The following is a 14722-nucleotide window of genomic DNA, read 5'->3' on the forward strand; positions in this document are numbered from 1 at the left end:
CTTCTGTCAATGGCGAATGCATTCCGGCTGGACCGTCCTCTCAGAGAAGAGCGGCGCGGGGGCCGTCCGGCTCTTCGAGGCGCCGTTCATGGATGGCACGGGCGAGCTCGGACACCTCGTCCTCGCTGAACCTCTTGAAACCGTCCTCGGTGAGGGAGGTGATGATCGGGTAAATGCGGCGGGCGAGATCCGGCCCGCCGGTCGCCGAATCGTCGTCGGCCGCGTCATAGAGCGCCTGGAGCACGGCGGTGGCGGCCTGCTCCTCGGTCAGGTCCTGGCGATAGAGCTTCTTGAGCGCGCCCCGGGCGAACATCGAGCCCGAGCCGGTGGCGGCGAAGCCGCGCTCCTCCGAACGCCCTCCGGTCACGTCGTAGGAGAAGATGCGCCCCTTCTCCCGGTCGACGTCCCACCCCGCGAAGAGCGGGACCACGGCGAGGCCCTGCATCGCCATGCCGAGGTTGCCGCGGATCATGGTCGACAGCCTGTTCGCCTTGCCCTCGAGCGAGAGGACGGTGCCTTCGACCTTCTCGAAGTGCTCCAGCTCGAGCTGGAAGAGCTTGACCATCTCCACGGCGATACCGGCGGTCCCCGCGATCCCGACGGCCGAATACTCGTCGGCGGGGAAGACCTTCTCGATGTCACGCTGCGCGATGACATTGCCCATGGTGGCGCGGCGGTCACCGGCGAGCACCACGCCGCCGGGGAAGCTCACCGCCACGATGGTGGTGCCATGGGGGGCCTCGATGGCGCCCTGCACCGGGGGCAGCGGACGGTTCCCCGGAAGCAGCTCGGGCGAGTGCTCGCCCAGGAAGTCCATGAACGACGAGGAGCCGGGCGTCAGGAAGGCAGCCGGCAGACGCCCTGTGCTACGAGTGTTGGCTTCCACACGTTTCCTTCCACCAGATCTTGAAATACTGCACGGACCATACCCCTGGCCATGGAAGTCATCCGTCCTGCGCCCCCTTCGCGGGGACGCAGGACGGAGAAGACGCGCTTTACTGCCCGCCCTTCTGGACGAACGACCTCACGAAGTCCTCCGCGTTCTCCTCGAGCACGTCGTCGATCTCGTCCAGCACGGAGTCGACGTCGTCGGAGAGCTTCTCCTGCCGCTCCTTCAGGTCCTCCGCGGCCTGCGCGTCCTGCGCCTGCTCCTCGACCTCTTCGGTCGAGCGCGACGCCTTCTGCTGACCGCCGCCGGTGTCCTTGGTCGCCATATCCCTCACCCCGCTCGGTTCGCCCGCTGATTCGATCGGTCTCAAGATCAGACCCTACAAGCCGGGTCCGACATCGGCCTCCCACTCGCTACAACGTACGGAGGCCACCTCGATGATTCCCGGCTGGGGGGCATTTCAGCCGCCGGACAGCACCCGGACCAGGTCCTCGGCCGTGCGGCAGCGGTCCAGCAGCTCCTTGACGTGGTTGCGGGTGCCGCGCAGCGGCTCCAGCGTGGGGACCCGTTGCAGAGAGTCACGGCCCGGCAGATCGAAGATCACCGAGTCCCAGGAGGCCGCGGCGACGTCGTCCGCGTACTGCTCCAGGCAGCGGCCGCGGAAGTAGGCGCGGGTGTCCTCCGGGGGCTTGTTCTGCGCGCGGGCGACCTCCTGGTCGTCCAGCAGCCGCTTCATCTTGCCGCGGGCCGCCAGCCGGTTGTACAGGCCCTTGTCGGGGCGTACATCGGCGTACTGCAGGTCCACCAGGTGAAGCCGGGCCGCGTCCCACTCCAGGGTGTCGCGCCGGCGGTAGCCCTCCAGCAGCTCCCGCTTGGCGATCCAGTCCAGCTCGCCGGACAGGCTCATGGGATCGCGCTCCAGCCGGTTCAGCACGTCCTCCCAGCGGGTCAGGACGTCCCGGGTCTGCTCGTCGGCGTCCGCGCCGTAGCGGTCCTCGACGTATTTGCGGCCAAGCTCGAAGTACTCCATCTGGAGCTGCACCGCGGTCAGCGTGCGGCCGCTGCGCAGCGTGATCAGACGGCGCAGTGTCGGGTCGTGCGAGACCTGGTGCAGGGTGCGCACCGGCTGGTCCACCGCGAGGTCCACGGCGATGAAGCCGTCCTCGATCATCGACAGCACCAGGGCGGTGGTGCCCAGCTTGAGGTAGGTCGAGAGCTCGGAGAGGTTGGCGTCCCCGATGATCACGTGGAGCCGGCGGTACTTCTCGGCGTCGGCGTGCGGCTCGTCGCGGGTGTTGATGATCGGGCGCTTGAGCGTGGTCTCCAGGCCGACCTCGACCTCGAAGTAGTCGGCCCGCTGGCTGATCTGGAAGCCGTGCTCATGGCCGTCCTGGCCGATGCCGACGCGGCCGGCGCCGGTGACGACCTGGCGGGAGACGAAGAAGGGCGTCAGGTGGCGCACGATGTCCGAGAAGGCGGTCTCCCGCTTCATCAGGTAGTTCTCATGCGTGCCGTAGGAGGCGCCCTTGTTGTCGGTGTTGTTCTTGTACAGGTGGATCGGCTGTCCGCCGGGCAGCTCGGCGGCGCGGAGCGCGGCCTCGGCCATGATGCGCTCGCCCGCCTTGTCCCAGAGCACCGCGTCCCGGGGATTGGTGACCTCGGGGGCCGAGTACTCCGGGTGGGCGTGGTCCACATAGAGCCGCGCGCCGTTGGTGAGGATCACATTGGCCAGGCCGATGTCCTCGTCCGTGAGCTGGCTGGCGTCGGCGGTCTCGCGCGCGAGGTCGAAGCCGCGGGCGTCCCGCAGCGGGTTCTCCTCCTCGAAGTCCCAGCGGGCGCGACGCGCCCGGTGCATCGCCGCCGCGTAGGCGTTGACGACCTGGGATGAGGTGAGCATGGCATTGGCGTTCGGGTGCCCCGGGACGGAGATCCCGTACTCCGTCTCGATTCCCATTACGCGCCGTACGGTCATGCGGCCCTCCTTGCCCGGCGCCGCCCCCGGCTGAGGTCGGCGCTCAAGTACCGCTGCGCTCCCGGTCCATATGCGGCCCCCGATCCCCCGTGCCGCGATCGTGCGGTACCGAAGAGCCTAGAACGGCCAAGCGGTGCTGCGGAGATCATTTCAGTCATTGCTCCGGTCGGGCTCGTAGGACTCATACGAAGAATGCGGTCCGAAAAGCGCATCCGGCTGCGGATGCCCCGTCCAGGACATCCGCAGCCGGACTGCGGTGTTACAGGTACTGACCGGTGTTCGCCACCGTGTCGATGGAGCGTCCCGTATCCGCGCCCTGCTTTCCGGTGACCAGGGTGCGGATGTAGACGATCCGCTCGCCCTTCTTGCCGGAGATCCGGGCCCAGTCGTCCGGGTTCGTGGTGTTCGGCAGGTCCTCGTTCTCCTTGAACTCGTCCACGCAGGCGGCGAGCAGATGGGAGACGCGAAGGCCCTTCTGGTTGTGGTCCAGGAAGTCCTTGATCGCCATCTTCTTGGCGCGGTCCACAATGTTCTGGATCATGGCGCCGGAGTTGAAGTCCTTGAAGTAGAGGACTTCCTTGTCGCCATTGGCGTAGGTGACCTCCAGGAAGCGGTTCTCCTCGGACTCGGTGTACATCTGCTCGACCACCGACTGGATCATCCCGCCGATCGCGGCCTTGGGCGACTGGCCGTGCTCGGTGAGGTCGTCCGTGTGGATCGGCAGGGACTCCGTGAGGTACTTCGAGAAGATGTCCTTGGCGGCCTCGGCGTCCGGACGCTCGATCTTGATCTTCACATCGAGACGGCCGGGGCGCAGGATCGCCGGGTCGATCATGTCCTCGCGGTTGGAGGCACCGATCACGATCACGTTCTCCAGGCCCTCCACGCCGTCGATCTCGGAGAGCAGCTGGGGGACGATGGTGTTCTCCACGTCCGAGCTGACCCCGGAGCCACGGGTGCGGAAGAGGGAGTCCATCTCGTCGAAGAAGACGATGACGGGCGTGCCCTCGCTGGCCTTCTCCCGAGCCCGCTGGAAGACCAGCCGGATGTGCCGCTCCGTCTCACCGACGTACTTGTTGAGCAGCTCGGGACCCTTGATGTTGAGGAAGAAGCTCTTCCCCGCGGGCTTGCCGGTCACCTCGGCGACCTTCTTGGCAAGGGAGTTGGCCACGGCCTTGGCGATCAGCGTCTTGCCGCAGCCGGGCGGGCCGTACAGCAGCACACCCTTGGGCGGCCGCAGTTCGTGCTCCTTGAAGAGGTCGGGGTGGAGGTAGGGGAGCTCGACCGCGTCGCGGATCAGCTCGATCTGGTTTCCCAGACCGCCGATCTTGTTGTAGTCGATGTCCGGAACCTCTTCGAGGACGAGCTCCTCGACCTCGCTCTTCGGAACGACCTCGTAGACATAGCCGGACCGGGACTCGAGCAGCAGGGCGTCACCGGGGCGGATGGTGGTGCGCAGCAGCGGCTCTGCCAGCCGCACCACCCGCTCCTCGTCGGTGTGCCCGATCACCAGGGCGCGCTCGCCGTCCTCAAGGACTTCCTTGAGAGTGACGATGTCCCCGGCGCGCTCGAACTCCATGGCCTCGACCACATTGAGCGCCTCGTTGAGCATGACCTCCTGGCCGCGCTCGAGGTCGTCGAGCTCGACGCTTGGGCTGACATTCACCCGGAGTTTACGGCCCCCGGTAAAGATATCGGCCGTACCGTCCTCGTTCGCCTGCAGAAAGGCTCCGAAACCGGCCGGCGGCTGGGCAAGCCGGTCGACCTCCTCCTTGAGGGCCACGATCTGGTCGCGGGCCTCACGGAGTGTGTTCGCGAGCCGCTCGTTCTGTGCGGAGACTCCCGCCAGATTGGTCTGCAGCTCGACGATCCGCTCTTCGAGAATCCTCGTATGACGCGGAGAGTCGGCGAGCTTGCGGCGCAGGACGGCGATTTCCTGCTCGAGATAGGCAACCTGGCCGGCAGGGTCGTCAGACCCCCGCCCCGGCCGGATGCCGCGGTTGATGTCGTCGTCGTGGGCTGCCACGGTCCTCACCTCCTCCAAGGGGAGCTGGACGCTTCCTGACCCTACCTGGGCCGGTGCGGGTTGAAACCCCTAGATCACAAACCCGGTCGGCGTGTGTCCGATCTTCACCCTTGCGCACTCCCTCACACCAGCCGAATACCCACCCAACAACATCGGAAAGCGACCGGTTGTATCGTCGACACGGTCAACACCCGTCAGGGCTGGCGATATTTAGACACTGTTGAATGGCGTATCGAAGGAACAGCAGGGGGCACACCGTGCGGAACGAGGAGCTCGGCGATCTTGAAGTGTGGATTGACCAGGACCTGTGCACCGGCGACGGCATCTGCGCCCAGTACGCTCCCGAGGTCTTCGAACTCGACATCGACGGTCTAGCCTACGTCAAGAGCGCCGACGATGAGCTGCTACAGGAAAAGGGTGCCACCGCTCCGGTGCCCCTGACCCTGCTCACCGAGGTCAAGGATTCGGCCAAGGAATGCCCCGGCGACTGCATCCATGTACGCCGCGTCACGGACCGGGTCGAGGTCTACGGCCCCGACGCGGAGTGACACTCCGCGAGCGACCGCTCACACACTCCCCGGAACCGGCAGCGCCTTCAGAACGAACCTGCCGTCCCGCCACCGCCAGTTGACCTTGCGCTGCTGATCCGGACAGCACCGCGGCACCTTGGCCGACGAGTATCCGAGCAAGGTGGCCGAAACCGTCTTTCCGCGCACCGCGAAATCGCTGATGCTCATCCCTTCCTTCGGGTCCACGAAGGTGGCCACCACGCGGGGCGCGGCGCCCACGCGGGCCGGCTGGGAGAGCACATACACGCCACTGGGCGGGGTGCCGAACGCCGTCCGGCAGCGCACCACGACGGCGGTCTCCGGCCGCCCGTCGCCGTTCAGGTCCGCCGAGGCCCGATCGATGACGTCGGGCCCGGCCCGTCCGCAGTCCACCGGATAGTCCGCGGCGCGGGGATCGGGCGCCTTGGCCGCCGGAAGCCCCCCGGCACGCGGGGCGGAGGCGGCGGCGGACGTGGTGGCCTTGGCGTCGGAGGGCTGGAAGAACGACCCCCCGGCGATGACGGCGGCCACGGCGGCCGCGGTCGCGACCCAGTGCACCGGACGGGGATGGGTGTGCGCGAGATCCGGGCCCAGAGGCTGCACGCGGGATGACTCCATGTAAGGGCTGAGGCGGGAGATGCCCCGCATCGTGCCACATCTCACAGGGGCGCGGCCACCGCCCGCACACGGGGAATTCGGTGGCCGCGCCGAGCTGTTGTGGCGCCGGTGTCCGTCAGGCGGCTCTCAGGCGTCGCCGGACGGGGCGTCCTGGCCGCCGGAAGCGCTCCGGCCGCCTCCTGAGGAGTCCGCGGCACCGGAGTCCTTCGCGGTGCCCCAGCCCACGTAGTCCTCGCCGTAGGCGCCCTTGGCGGGCCTGCGGCGGCGCATCGGGGGCTCCACACCGTCCGCGAGCCGGCGGGCGGTGAGCAGGAAGCCGGTGTGGCCGATCATGCGGTGGTCGGGCCGTACGGCCAGGCCCTCGACGTGCCAGGTGCGCACCATGGTTTCCCAGGCCGAGGGCTCGTTGAAGGTGCCGTGCTCGCGGATGCACTCCACGGTGCGGGCGAGCTGGGTGGTGGTGGCGACGTACGCACACAGGATGCCACCGGGGACGAGCGCCTTGGACACCGGCTCCAGGCACTCCCAGGGGGCGAGCATGTCCAGGATCACCCGGTCGACCTCGGTGTCGCTGAGGTTGTCCTGGAGATCGCCGACGGTGAGCCGCCAGGCGGGGTGCGGGGCGCCGAAGTAGCGCTCGACGTTCTGGGCGGCGATCTCGGCGAAGTCGGCCCGGCGCTCGTAGGAGTGCAGCATGCCCTGGTCGCCGATGGCCCGCAGCAGAAACATGGAGAGCGAGCCGGAGCCGACGCCCGCCTCGACGACACGTGCGCCGGGGAAGATATCGGCCATCGCCAGGATCTGCCCCGCGTCCTTGGGGTAGACCACGGCGGCACCGCGTGGCATGGACAGGACATAGTCGGGGAGCAGGGGGCGCAGCGCGAGATACGCGACGTTTCCCGTGGTACGCACGACGGTCCCCTCAGGGGCACCGATCAGCTCGTCATGGGGGAAGGATCCCTTGTGGGTGTGGAAGTTCTTCCCGGCCTCGAGCGTGAAGGTGTAGTGGCGTCCCTTGGGGTCGGTGAGCTGGACCTGGTCCCCGACCTGGAAGGGCCCGCGACGGCGGGCGGCACCGGTCGGTTCGGACATGTGAACAGCCTACCGGGCACTTCACCCTGCCCGGACCACACCGGGGGCCTCAGGAGGGGCCCGCGGGCGTCCTGGCCATGGCCGCCACGAAGGCGCGCTCGACATCCGCCGTGGAGAGCACCCCGTAGATCTCGCCACTCTCCTCCACCACCAGGTACTCGGTGGCGGGGGTGGCCCGCAGGGTGTCCAGCAGCTCCTCGCCGGTGAGCTCGGCGGAGACCCGCATACCGTCCTTGAGATCCTGGGCGAGACCGCTGACCGCGACCCAGGGGCGGCGGTGCTCGGGGATGCCCACGATGGCGGCCTCGCGCACCACGGCGGTCGGGGTGCCATGGCCGTCCACCACGACCAGGGCGCGGGCCCCGGCCTCGTTCGCCCGGCGCAGCGCCTCGGAGAGCGGGGTGTCGGCCGCCACCGGGACGGCGCGCCGGGTGAGCGTACGGGCGCGCAGGTCCGGCAGCCGCTCCCGCAGCCGGGCCATCCGCAGGCTGTTGCCCGCGCCGGTCCAGATGATCGCGGCGAGTATGGCGGCCAGCAGCGCGTCGGTGAGCGAGTCGACGCTGCCGAAGCTCTCGGGCTCCTCGCCGAGCCCGCCCGCCTGGGTGAGCAGCGGCAGTCCGACGAGCACCGCGACGGCGAGCGCGCGGCCGCTCCAGGCGGCGGCGACGGTGCCGGTCATGGGCCTGCCGCTGATCTTCCAGACCACCGCGCGCAGCATCCGCCCGCCGTCCAGCGGAAGCCCGGGCAGCAGGTTGAACGCGGCCACGATCAGGTTGGAGATCATCAGCCCGGCGAGCAGCACCCCGGGCACCGTGCCGGGCTCCACAACCATCATGCCCAGGTAGAACACGCCCGAGAGGACCAGGGAGAGCAGCGGGCCGACGAAGGCGAGCACGAACTCCCGGCCGGGAGTCTCGGTCTCCTTCTCGATCTCCGAGACACCGCCGAAGAACTGCAGCTGGATCCGGCGCACCGGCAGCTTGAAGCGGAGCGCGGCCACGGTGTGGGCGAGCTCGTGCACCAGCACCGAGGCGTAGAAAGCCACCGCGAAGAAGAGCGAGACCAGATAGCGGGCGGCGCCGAGCTCGGGCAGCACCCGGTCGAGCTGACCGCCGAAGACCCAGGTGATGAGGGCGGCGACCAGGAACCAGCTGGGCGAGACATACACCGGCACGCCGAACGGGCGGCCCATGAGAATGCCGCCGCCCGCCTCGCGTGGGCGCGGCTGTTTGCCGCCCTCGGGCTCGGTCGTGCGGTCCGATTCCCCGTTGTCGGACTGCCGCTGCCCGCTGTTGTCCACGGTGTCCCCTCGTCGGATGCTCGGTCGCACCCCTCTTTTGATACGGTCCCCACGATCATGCAGTGCGAGGGGCTCGGACGTCGATGGTATGCGTCCGGCTGTCAGTGGCGGGTCGTAGGGTCTTCGCCATGGGAACCACCACGGGAACCACCACCGGGAAGGCCGAACCGTCGGACGGGCCGCCGAAGTCCCGCCCCGCCGCCTCGTTGTCACCGTCACGGGCGGCCGATTTCATGCGGTGCCCGCTGCTGTACCGCTTCCGAGTGATCGACAAATTGCCGGAGAAGCCCAGTGCGGCGGCCACCCGCGGCACGGTGGTCCACGCGGTGCTGGAGCGGCTCTTCGACGCACCGGCCGCCGAACGCACCTCGCCGCGGGCCCGGGCGATGGTGCCGGGCGAGTGGGATCGGCTGCTGGCCGCCAAGCCGGAGCTGGCCGAGCTGTTCCAGGAGGAGGACGGCGCCCCGGCGCCGGACCGGCTGGCCGAGTGGCTGACAGGGGCTCAGACGCTGGTGGACCAGTGGTTCTCGCTGGAGGATCCGACCCGTCTGGAGCCCGCGGAGCGGGAGCTGTTCGTGGAGACGGAGCTCGAGTCCGGGCTGCGGCTGCGTGGCATCATCGACCGGATCGACATCGCTCCCACGGGTGATGTGCGGATCGTGGACTACAAGACCGGCAAGGCCCCCGCGCCGCAGTACGCGGGCGAGGCCCTGTTCCAGATGAAGTTCTACGCGCTGGTGCTGTGGCGGCTGCGCGGGGTGATCCCGCGGCGGCTGCAGCTGGTGTACCTGGGCAGCGGCGATGTGCTGACGTACGACCCGGACGAGCGGGATCTGCTGGCGGTGGAGCGCAAGGTGCTGGCCCTGTGGGAGGCGATCCGGCTGGCCACGGAGACCGGTGCCTTTGTCCCCCGCCAGACCAGGCTGTGCGGTTGGTGCGACCACCAGGCCCACTGTCCGGAGTTCGGGGGTACGCCGCCGCCGTATCCCCTGGCCGTCGTGCCGCCCCAGAATCGAGGGTCCGCGTAGCGCCCCCTGAGGACGGTGGCGGGCGACGGGCAAGAAGGAGGTGCCGCGTAGCGCCCCCTGAGGGCGGTGGCGGGCGACGGGCAAGAAGGAGGTGCCGCGTAGCGCCCCCTGAGGGCGGTGGTGGGCGACGGGCGGGCAGAATGGACGCGGTCTAGTGAAGGAGTTCCCGTGGCGATCCGCGTCCTACTGGTCGATGACCAACCGCTGCTGCGCACCGGCTTCCGGATGATCCTCGAGGCGGAGCAGGATCTGGCGGTCGTCGGCGAGGCAGGGGACGGTCTGCAGGCCCTCGACCAGGTGCGGGCGCTGCAGCCTGATGTGGTCCTGATGGACATCCGTATGCCGCGGATGGACGGCGTGGAGGCGACCCGCCAGATCACCGGTCCGGGGCGGGACGGCCCGGCCAAGGTGCTGGTGCTGACCACCTTCGACCTGGACGAGTACGTGGTGGAGGCGCTGCGCGCCGGGGCCAGCGGCTTTCTGCTGAAGGACGCGCCCGCGACCGAGCTGGTGCAGGCCATCCGCGTGGTGGCGGCGGGCGAGGCGATGCTGGCGCCCAGCATCACGCGCAGGCTGCTCGACAAGTACGCCGGTCACCTCCCGTCGGGCGAGGAGCCGGTGCCGGACACCTTGCACACCCTCACCGAGCGCGAGGTCGAGGTGCTGAAGCTGGTGGCCCGGGGGCTGTCCAACGCGGAGATCGCCGCGGATCTGTTCGTCAGCGAGACCACGGTCAAGACGCATGTGGGCCATGTGCTGACCAAGCTGGGGCTGCGCGACCGGGTGCAGGCAGCCGTCTACGCCTACGAGAGCGGTCTGGTCCGCCCCGGCGCGCAGTAGCCGCATCGCGGGACGGTGGCGGTACGGCGGGAGGCCCGGGGCACGTGCCCCGGGCCTCCCGCCGTACCGCCGTAAAGCCGCGCGTGCCCGTCAGCTGTCGGACGACTTGCCGATCTCCCAGAAGCGGAAGACCGTCGAGGAGTCGAGGGTCCACTGCAGCCCGGAGATGTCGTCCTGGGCCACCGCGTACTGCTTGCCCTGCCACAGCGGGAGCATCGGCACCTCGTCGGCGACGATGTCCTGGATCCGCTGGAAGTCGCCGACCGTGGCCTCGCGGCTGGGCTGCTCGGCGGTGGCCGGGATGAGCTGCGCGGACAGCCGGGGCGAGGTGTAGTGGTTGGCCAGGACGTTGCCGGCGCCGAAGAACGGGGCGACGAAGTTGTCCGGGTCCGGGTAGTCGGGCACCCAGCCCTTCACATAGACGCCGTACTTCCCGTCGGCGACGCCCTTCTCGTACGCGGCGACGTCCGCGCTCTTCACGTCGACGTCGAACAGCCCGCTGGCGTTGAGCTGGTGGGCGATCTGGCGCAGGCCCGGGACGGTGCCGGGGCCGTAGCGGATCGGGGTGCCCCACAGCGTCAGCCTGACCTTGCCGGAGATGCCCTCGTCCCGCAGCGCCCGCTTGGCCTTCTCGGGCTGCGGGCGGTCGCCGTACTTGTCGTAGAAGGCGGTGTTGTGGCCGGTGATCCCGGCCGGGACCACCGAGTACAGCGGCTCGGCGGTGCGCTTGTAGACGTCCCGCACCAGGGTGGAGCGGTCGATGAGGTACGCCATGGCCTTGCGGACGCCGAGCTTGCCCGCCACCGGGTCCTTCATGTTGAAGACCAGGTGCTGGACCTCGGCGCCGGTGCCCTCGACCACGTTCAGGCTCTTGCCGCCGCCGAGGCTCTGCGCCTGGAGGTCGGCGAGGTCGCGCATGGCCAGCCCGCGGTAGGCGAGGTCCACATCGCCCTTCTGCACGGCGGACTTCAGCCGCGCCTGCCCGCCGTGGAAGAACCTCAGGCTCAGCCCGGAGTTCTTCGGCCGGGCGGGCCCCTGGTAGCCGTCGTTGACGGAGAAGTCGGCCTCCTCCTTGGTGAAGGAGTCCAGCTTGTAGACGCCGGAGCCGACCGCCTTGTGGTCCGTGCGCAGCTTGTCGGCGGGGTATTCCCGGTGGTCGACGATGGACCCGGCGCCGGAGGCGATCTTCTGCGGGAAGGTCGCGTCGGAGCCCTTCAGATGGAAGACGACGGTCCGCTTGTCCGGGGTGTCGATGCTCCCGATGGAGCTGAGCATCAGCGCCGGACCGTTGGCGTCATTGATCCGCTTGGTGCGCTCGAAGGAGAACTTGACGTCCTCGGAGGTGAGGCCGTGACCGTTGGAGAACTTCAGGTCGTTCTGCAGGGTGCAGGAGTAGACCCGGCTGGCGTTGTCCTTGAAGGAGCACTTCTCCGCCGCCTCCGGCTGCGGTGTGGTGCTGCCCTTCGGGAAGCTCAGCAGGGACTGGAAGACGTTGTTGAACAGCAGCCAGGAGCCCGGGTCGTAGCCGGATGCCGGGTCGGTGGCGAGCACCTCGTCCGACATCCCCATGACCACGTGCTCGCCGCTGCCCGCCGCGTCCCCGTCCTCACTGCCGCATCCGGTGAGCAGGGCGGCGGCCAGTCCCGCGCCGAGGGGAGCCGCCAGCCACTGATCACGTTTCCTCAACGGTCTTCCTCACACATTCGTCGTCTCGTGCCTGACCCCCGTGGGTCGTTCTCAGTCGCCCTTGCCGAGCTCCCACAGCTGGAGCATGGTCGAGGAGTCGAAGGCGTACTCGGCGCCGATGACGTTCTCGCGGGCGGCCACGTAGGTGTTGCCCTGCCACAGCGGGAGATAGGGCACGTCGCCGGCGACGGTGTTCTGGATGGACTGGAAGTCCTCGTCGGCGAGGCTGCGCTGGGCCTCCTGCCGGGTCTTGGGGATCAGCTCGTCCTGGATGGTGCTGTTGCGGTAGGGCGAGTTGAGGAAGTTGTCCGTGGTGAGGAACGGCGCGGTGTAGCTGTCGGGGTCCGGGAAGTCGGGCAGCCAGCCCATCCCGGAGGCGGAGAACTGGCGCTTGACGAGCGCCGGGCGGAAGTCCCGCCACGGGTAGCCCTTGATCGTGACGGAGAAGAGCCCGCTGGCGTTGAGCTGCTTCTTCAGCTCCTTGAACTCCCCGGCCGTCTCCGGACCGTAGTGGTCGGTGGTGTAGGTCAGCTTCAGCTTCACCGGGGTGCTGATACCGGCGTCGCGCAGCACGCTCTTGGCGGCCGCGGGGTCCGGGTCGCCGTACTCGTTGTGGAAGGAGTTGATATGCGAGGAGATGCTGGTGGGGATCATCGAGTAGAGCGGCTCGGCGGTCCGCTTGTACACATCGCGCACCAGCGCCTGGCGGTCCACGAGATGGGCGATGGCCTGCCGGACCGCCTTGTTCTTGACCACCGGGTCCGAGGTGTTGAAGACCAGATAGCGGATGCCCTGCCCGGAGGACTCGAAGAGCCGGACGCCCTTGACGTCGCCCTTGTTGAGCTTGTCGATCTGATCGGGCGAGAACCCCCGGTGGACCACGTCGAGATCACCCTTGACCAGCGCCTTCTCCATGGTCGCGGCGGAGTCGTAGAAACGCATCTCCGCCTTGTCGGCCTTCACCTCGACATCGCCCTTGTAGCGGCTGTTCTTGGTGAAGACGACCTTGACCAGCCGATTGTCGCGCACCTCGGTCTTCGCGGTGTACGGGCCCGAGCCGGTCATCTCGAACCCGTTGCGCAGCGCGTCGGGCTTGTAGACCTCGCTGTCCAGGATCGCGGCGGCCGGAGTGGTGAGCTTGGACGGGAAGGTCGCGTCCGGCTGCGAGAGGTGGATGACGATCTCGCGGTCGCTGGGGGTTTCGATCTTGTCCACGTTGGACAGCAGCGACTTGGTGCCGTTGGGGTCGTCGATGCGCAGCACGCGCTCGAGGGAGAATTTGACGTCCTCGGAGGTCAGGTCGTGACCGTTGGAGAACTTCAGACCGCTGCGCAGCGTGCAGCGGTACTGCTCGCTCTGCCGGTCCTGGAAGCCGCACTTCTCGGCGGCGTCGGGTATCGGCTCGGTTCCCGAGCGGGGCAGTCTCATCAGCGTCTGGAAGGCGTTGTGCAGCACGCTCCAGGAGGCGAAGTCGTAGGCCAGGGCCGGATCCAGCGGAGCGGGCGCCTCCTTCGACGCCTCGATGCGGTCCGTGCTGCCCAGGACGATCGCCTTACCGTCCGAGCCCGAGCCGTCGGTACCACCGCACGCGGCGAGCGTGGAGATCAGGAGGCCGGCCACAGCCGGCAGCACCAGCGACTTGCGCGTCATTGTCGGGAGTCTCCCTGCCATCGATCAACTACTCGCGACGAGATTAGTCCGCGGCGCCGACCATGCTCAGACACAACGAAGTTGAGGCGATATCACGCCCCGATAACGAGCGGCCATTGACCGATATCCGGACGCTGCCACGATTCGTACGGCATGCCGCCAATCCCGGCATATGGGTTCACCCAAATCGCACCAGACGGGACGCGCGACAGGCAACCATCCCGCCCGTTCACCGCCCGGGCAGTGATAAACATCACGTTCCATTGTCGCCAACGGAACGTGAAAAATGCGCCCGCGCTATTCAGTTTGCAATTTACAGAAATACGCTCGGTGCGCGTTCAGTGCATTGCAGTGACCAGAGTACGCAAAAATGAAAGATCGACTTCTTCGAGCGAGCCGACGACCGTACGCCCCGCGGCGGGCTCGATCGGCACCACGGACGGCACCGCGACCACCCGGCACCCGGCCGCCTCGGCGGCCCGTACGCCCGTGTCGGTGTCCTCGATGACCACGCACCGCCCCGGCTCGGCGGTCAGTCCGGCCGCGGCGAACAGATACGGGTCCGGGTGCGGCTTGGTCCGCTCGACCTCGTCGCCCGCGACCGTCAGGGTGAAGTGCTCGGGGCCGAGTGAGCGCAGGACCCGGTCCATCACCCGCCGGTGGGAGGCGGAGACCAGGGCGGTGGGGATGCCCTGCGCGGCCAGCTCGGTGAGCAGCCGGCGAGCGCCGGGCAGCATCGGCACACTGCCGTCGATCAGCTCGGTGAAGCGGCTGTTGAGCAGGCCGGTAAGCTCGGCGAGGGCGATCTCGGCGCCGGTGGCCTCGATCAGGAACTGGGCGCTGCGCGACATCGGGCCGCCGACGACAACCTGGCGGTACTCCTCGGCGAGCGCATGACCGAGCTCGGCGAAGATGGCGACCTCCGCGTCCCACCAGATGCCCTCGGTGTCGACCAGGGTGCCGTCCATGTCGAGCAGAACGGCTTGCAGTGCCGAGCCTTCGGCCGTACGGGTATCGACGGCGGGGATGCTGCTGGTCATCCAAACACCTCCGGATAAGGGGCACGAAGGCCG

13 protein-coding genes are annotated in these 14722 nt (G+C 68.5%); 3 read left to right on the forward strand and 10 right to left on the reverse strand.

From position 1 onward, the window contains the following. Positions 1-40 precede the first annotated feature (40 nt). The 4 genes from prcB to arc all read right to left on the reverse strand — a co-directional run bounded on the left by prcB (position 41) and on the right by arc (position 4887). Positions 41-886 (reverse strand): proteasome subunit beta, encoded by an 846-nt coding sequence (gene prcB, locus AS97_RS11800; RefSeq protein WP_210564863.1) that lies wholly within the window; start codon positions 884-886, stop codon positions 41-43. A 109-nt stretch (positions 887-995) separates the two neighbouring features. Next, on the reverse strand, positions 996-1214 hold the full coding sequence (locus AS97_RS11805; RefSeq protein ID WP_059148607.1) for a ubiquitin-like protein Pup: 219 nt from the start codon (positions 1212-1214) through the stop codon (positions 996-998). Positions 1215-1349: 135 nt separating this feature from the next. After that, positions 1350-2861 (reverse strand): depupylase/deamidase Dop, encoded by a 1512-nt coding sequence (gene dop / locus AS97_RS11810; protein ID WP_210564864.1) that lies wholly within the window; start codon positions 2859-2861, stop codon positions 1350-1352. Between the two features lie 259 nt (positions 2862-3120). Continuing rightward, the gene (gene arc / locus AS97_RS11815; RefSeq protein ID WP_059148648.1) at positions 3121-4887 is read right to left on the reverse strand and encodes a proteasome ATPase; all 1767 of its coding nucleotides are present in this window, start codon (positions 4885-4887) and stop codon (positions 3121-3123) included. Positions 4888-5111: 224 nt separating this feature from the next. Between arc and AS97_RS11820 the strand changes: the two genes are divergently transcribed. After that, positions 5112-5435 (forward strand): ferredoxin, encoded by a 324-nt coding sequence (locus AS97_RS11820; protein WP_086705815.1) that lies wholly within the window; start codon positions 5112-5114, stop codon positions 5433-5435. A gap of 18 nt (positions 5436-5453) precedes the next feature. On the opposite strand, the gene AS97_RS11825 is transcribed toward AS97_RS11820, so the two are convergent. The 3 genes from AS97_RS11825 to AS97_RS11835 all read right to left on the reverse strand — a co-directional run bounded on the left by AS97_RS11825 (position 5454) and on the right by AS97_RS11835 (position 8445). Then, on the reverse strand, positions 5454-6053 hold the full coding sequence (locus AS97_RS11825; RefSeq protein ID WP_059148649.1) for a hypothetical protein: 600 nt from the start codon (positions 6051-6053) through the stop codon (positions 5454-5456). A 126-nt stretch (positions 6054-6179) separates the two neighbouring features. After that, complete coding sequence (locus tag AS97_RS11830) at positions 6180-7145, reverse strand: tRNA (adenine-N1)-methyltransferase (RefSeq protein ID WP_086705816.1); 966 nt, start codon at positions 7143-7145, stop codon at positions 6180-6182. A 49-nt stretch (positions 7146-7194) separates the two neighbouring features. Beyond that, complete coding sequence (locus tag AS97_RS11835; protein ID WP_059148611.1) at positions 7195-8445, reverse strand: site-2 protease family protein; 1251 nt, start codon at positions 8443-8445, stop codon at positions 7195-7197. Positions 8446-8573: 128 nt separating this feature from the next. Between AS97_RS11835 and AS97_RS11840 the strand changes: the two genes are divergently transcribed. Continuing rightward, positions 8574-9473, forward strand: a complete 900-nt coding sequence (locus AS97_RS11840; RefSeq protein ID WP_228052868.1) for a RecB family exonuclease — start codon at positions 8574-8576, stop codon at positions 9471-9473. A gap of 168 nt (positions 9474-9641) precedes the next feature. Further along, a complete protein-coding gene (locus AS97_RS11845) occupies positions 9642-10313 on the forward strand; it encodes a response regulator transcription factor (protein ID WP_009719179.1) in 672 nt (223 codons plus the stop codon). A gap of 90 nt (positions 10314-10403) precedes the next feature. Here AS97_RS11845 and AS97_RS11850 read toward each other — a convergent pair whose 3' ends face one another. The 3 genes from AS97_RS11850 to AS97_RS11860 form a co-directional block, all read right to left on the reverse strand. Further along, positions 10404-11999 (reverse strand): ABC transporter substrate-binding protein, encoded by a 1596-nt coding sequence (locus AS97_RS11850; protein WP_125755267.1) that lies wholly within the window; start codon positions 11997-11999, stop codon positions 10404-10406. Positions 12000-12050: 51 nt separating this feature from the next. Next, positions 12051-13649: an ABC transporter substrate-binding protein gene (locus AS97_RS11855; RefSeq protein WP_079059859.1), complete on the reverse strand. Its 1599-nt coding sequence runs from the start codon at positions 13647-13649 to the stop codon at positions 12051-12053. 338 nt (positions 13650-13987) lie between these two features. Further along, positions 13988-14689 (reverse strand): HAD family phosphatase, encoded by a 702-nt coding sequence (locus AS97_RS11860; RefSeq protein WP_059148613.1) that lies wholly within the window; start codon positions 14687-14689, stop codon positions 13988-13990. Positions 14690-14722: the final 33 nt, after the last annotated feature.

Source organism: Streptomyces sp. AgN23, assembly GCF_001598115.1.
GTDB lineage: Bacteria > Actinomycetota > Actinomycetes > Streptomycetales > Streptomycetaceae > Streptomyces > Streptomyces antimycoticus.

What these genes read in the sequence shown, in the direction of transcription:
- AS97_RS11840 (WP_228052868.1), top strand. Translation starts at nt 8,574, where the DNA reads ATGGGAACCACCACGGGAACCACCACCGGGAAGGCCGAACCGTCGGAC.
- AS97_RS11820 (WP_086705815.1), top strand. Translation starts at nt 5,112, where the DNA reads ATGGCGTATCGAAGGAACAGCAGGGGGCACACCGTGCGGAACGAGGAG.
- AS97_RS11825 (WP_059148649.1), bottom strand. Translation starts at nt 6,053, where the DNA reads ATGGAGTCATCCCGCGTGCAGCCTCTGGGCCCGGATCTCGCGCACACC.
- AS97_RS11855 (WP_079059859.1), bottom strand. Translation starts at nt 13,649, where the DNA reads ATGACGCGCAAGTCGCTGGTGCTGCCGGCTGTGGCCGGCCTCCTGATC.
- AS97_RS11830 (WP_086705816.1), bottom strand. Translation starts at nt 7,145, where the DNA reads ATGTCCGAACCGACCGGTGCCGCCCGCCGTCGCGGGCCCTTCCAGGTC.
- dop (WP_210564864.1), bottom strand. Translation starts at nt 2,861, where the DNA reads ATGACCGTACGGCGCGTAATGGGAATCGAGACGGAGTACGGGATCTCC.
- AS97_RS11805 (WP_059148607.1), bottom strand. Translation starts at nt 1,214, where the DNA reads ATGGCGACCAAGGACACCGGCGGCGGTCAGCAGAAGGCGTCGCGCTCG.
- AS97_RS11860 (WP_059148613.1), bottom strand. Translation starts at nt 14,689, where the DNA reads ATGACCAGCAGCATCCCCGCCGTCGATACCCGTACGGCCGAAGGCTCG.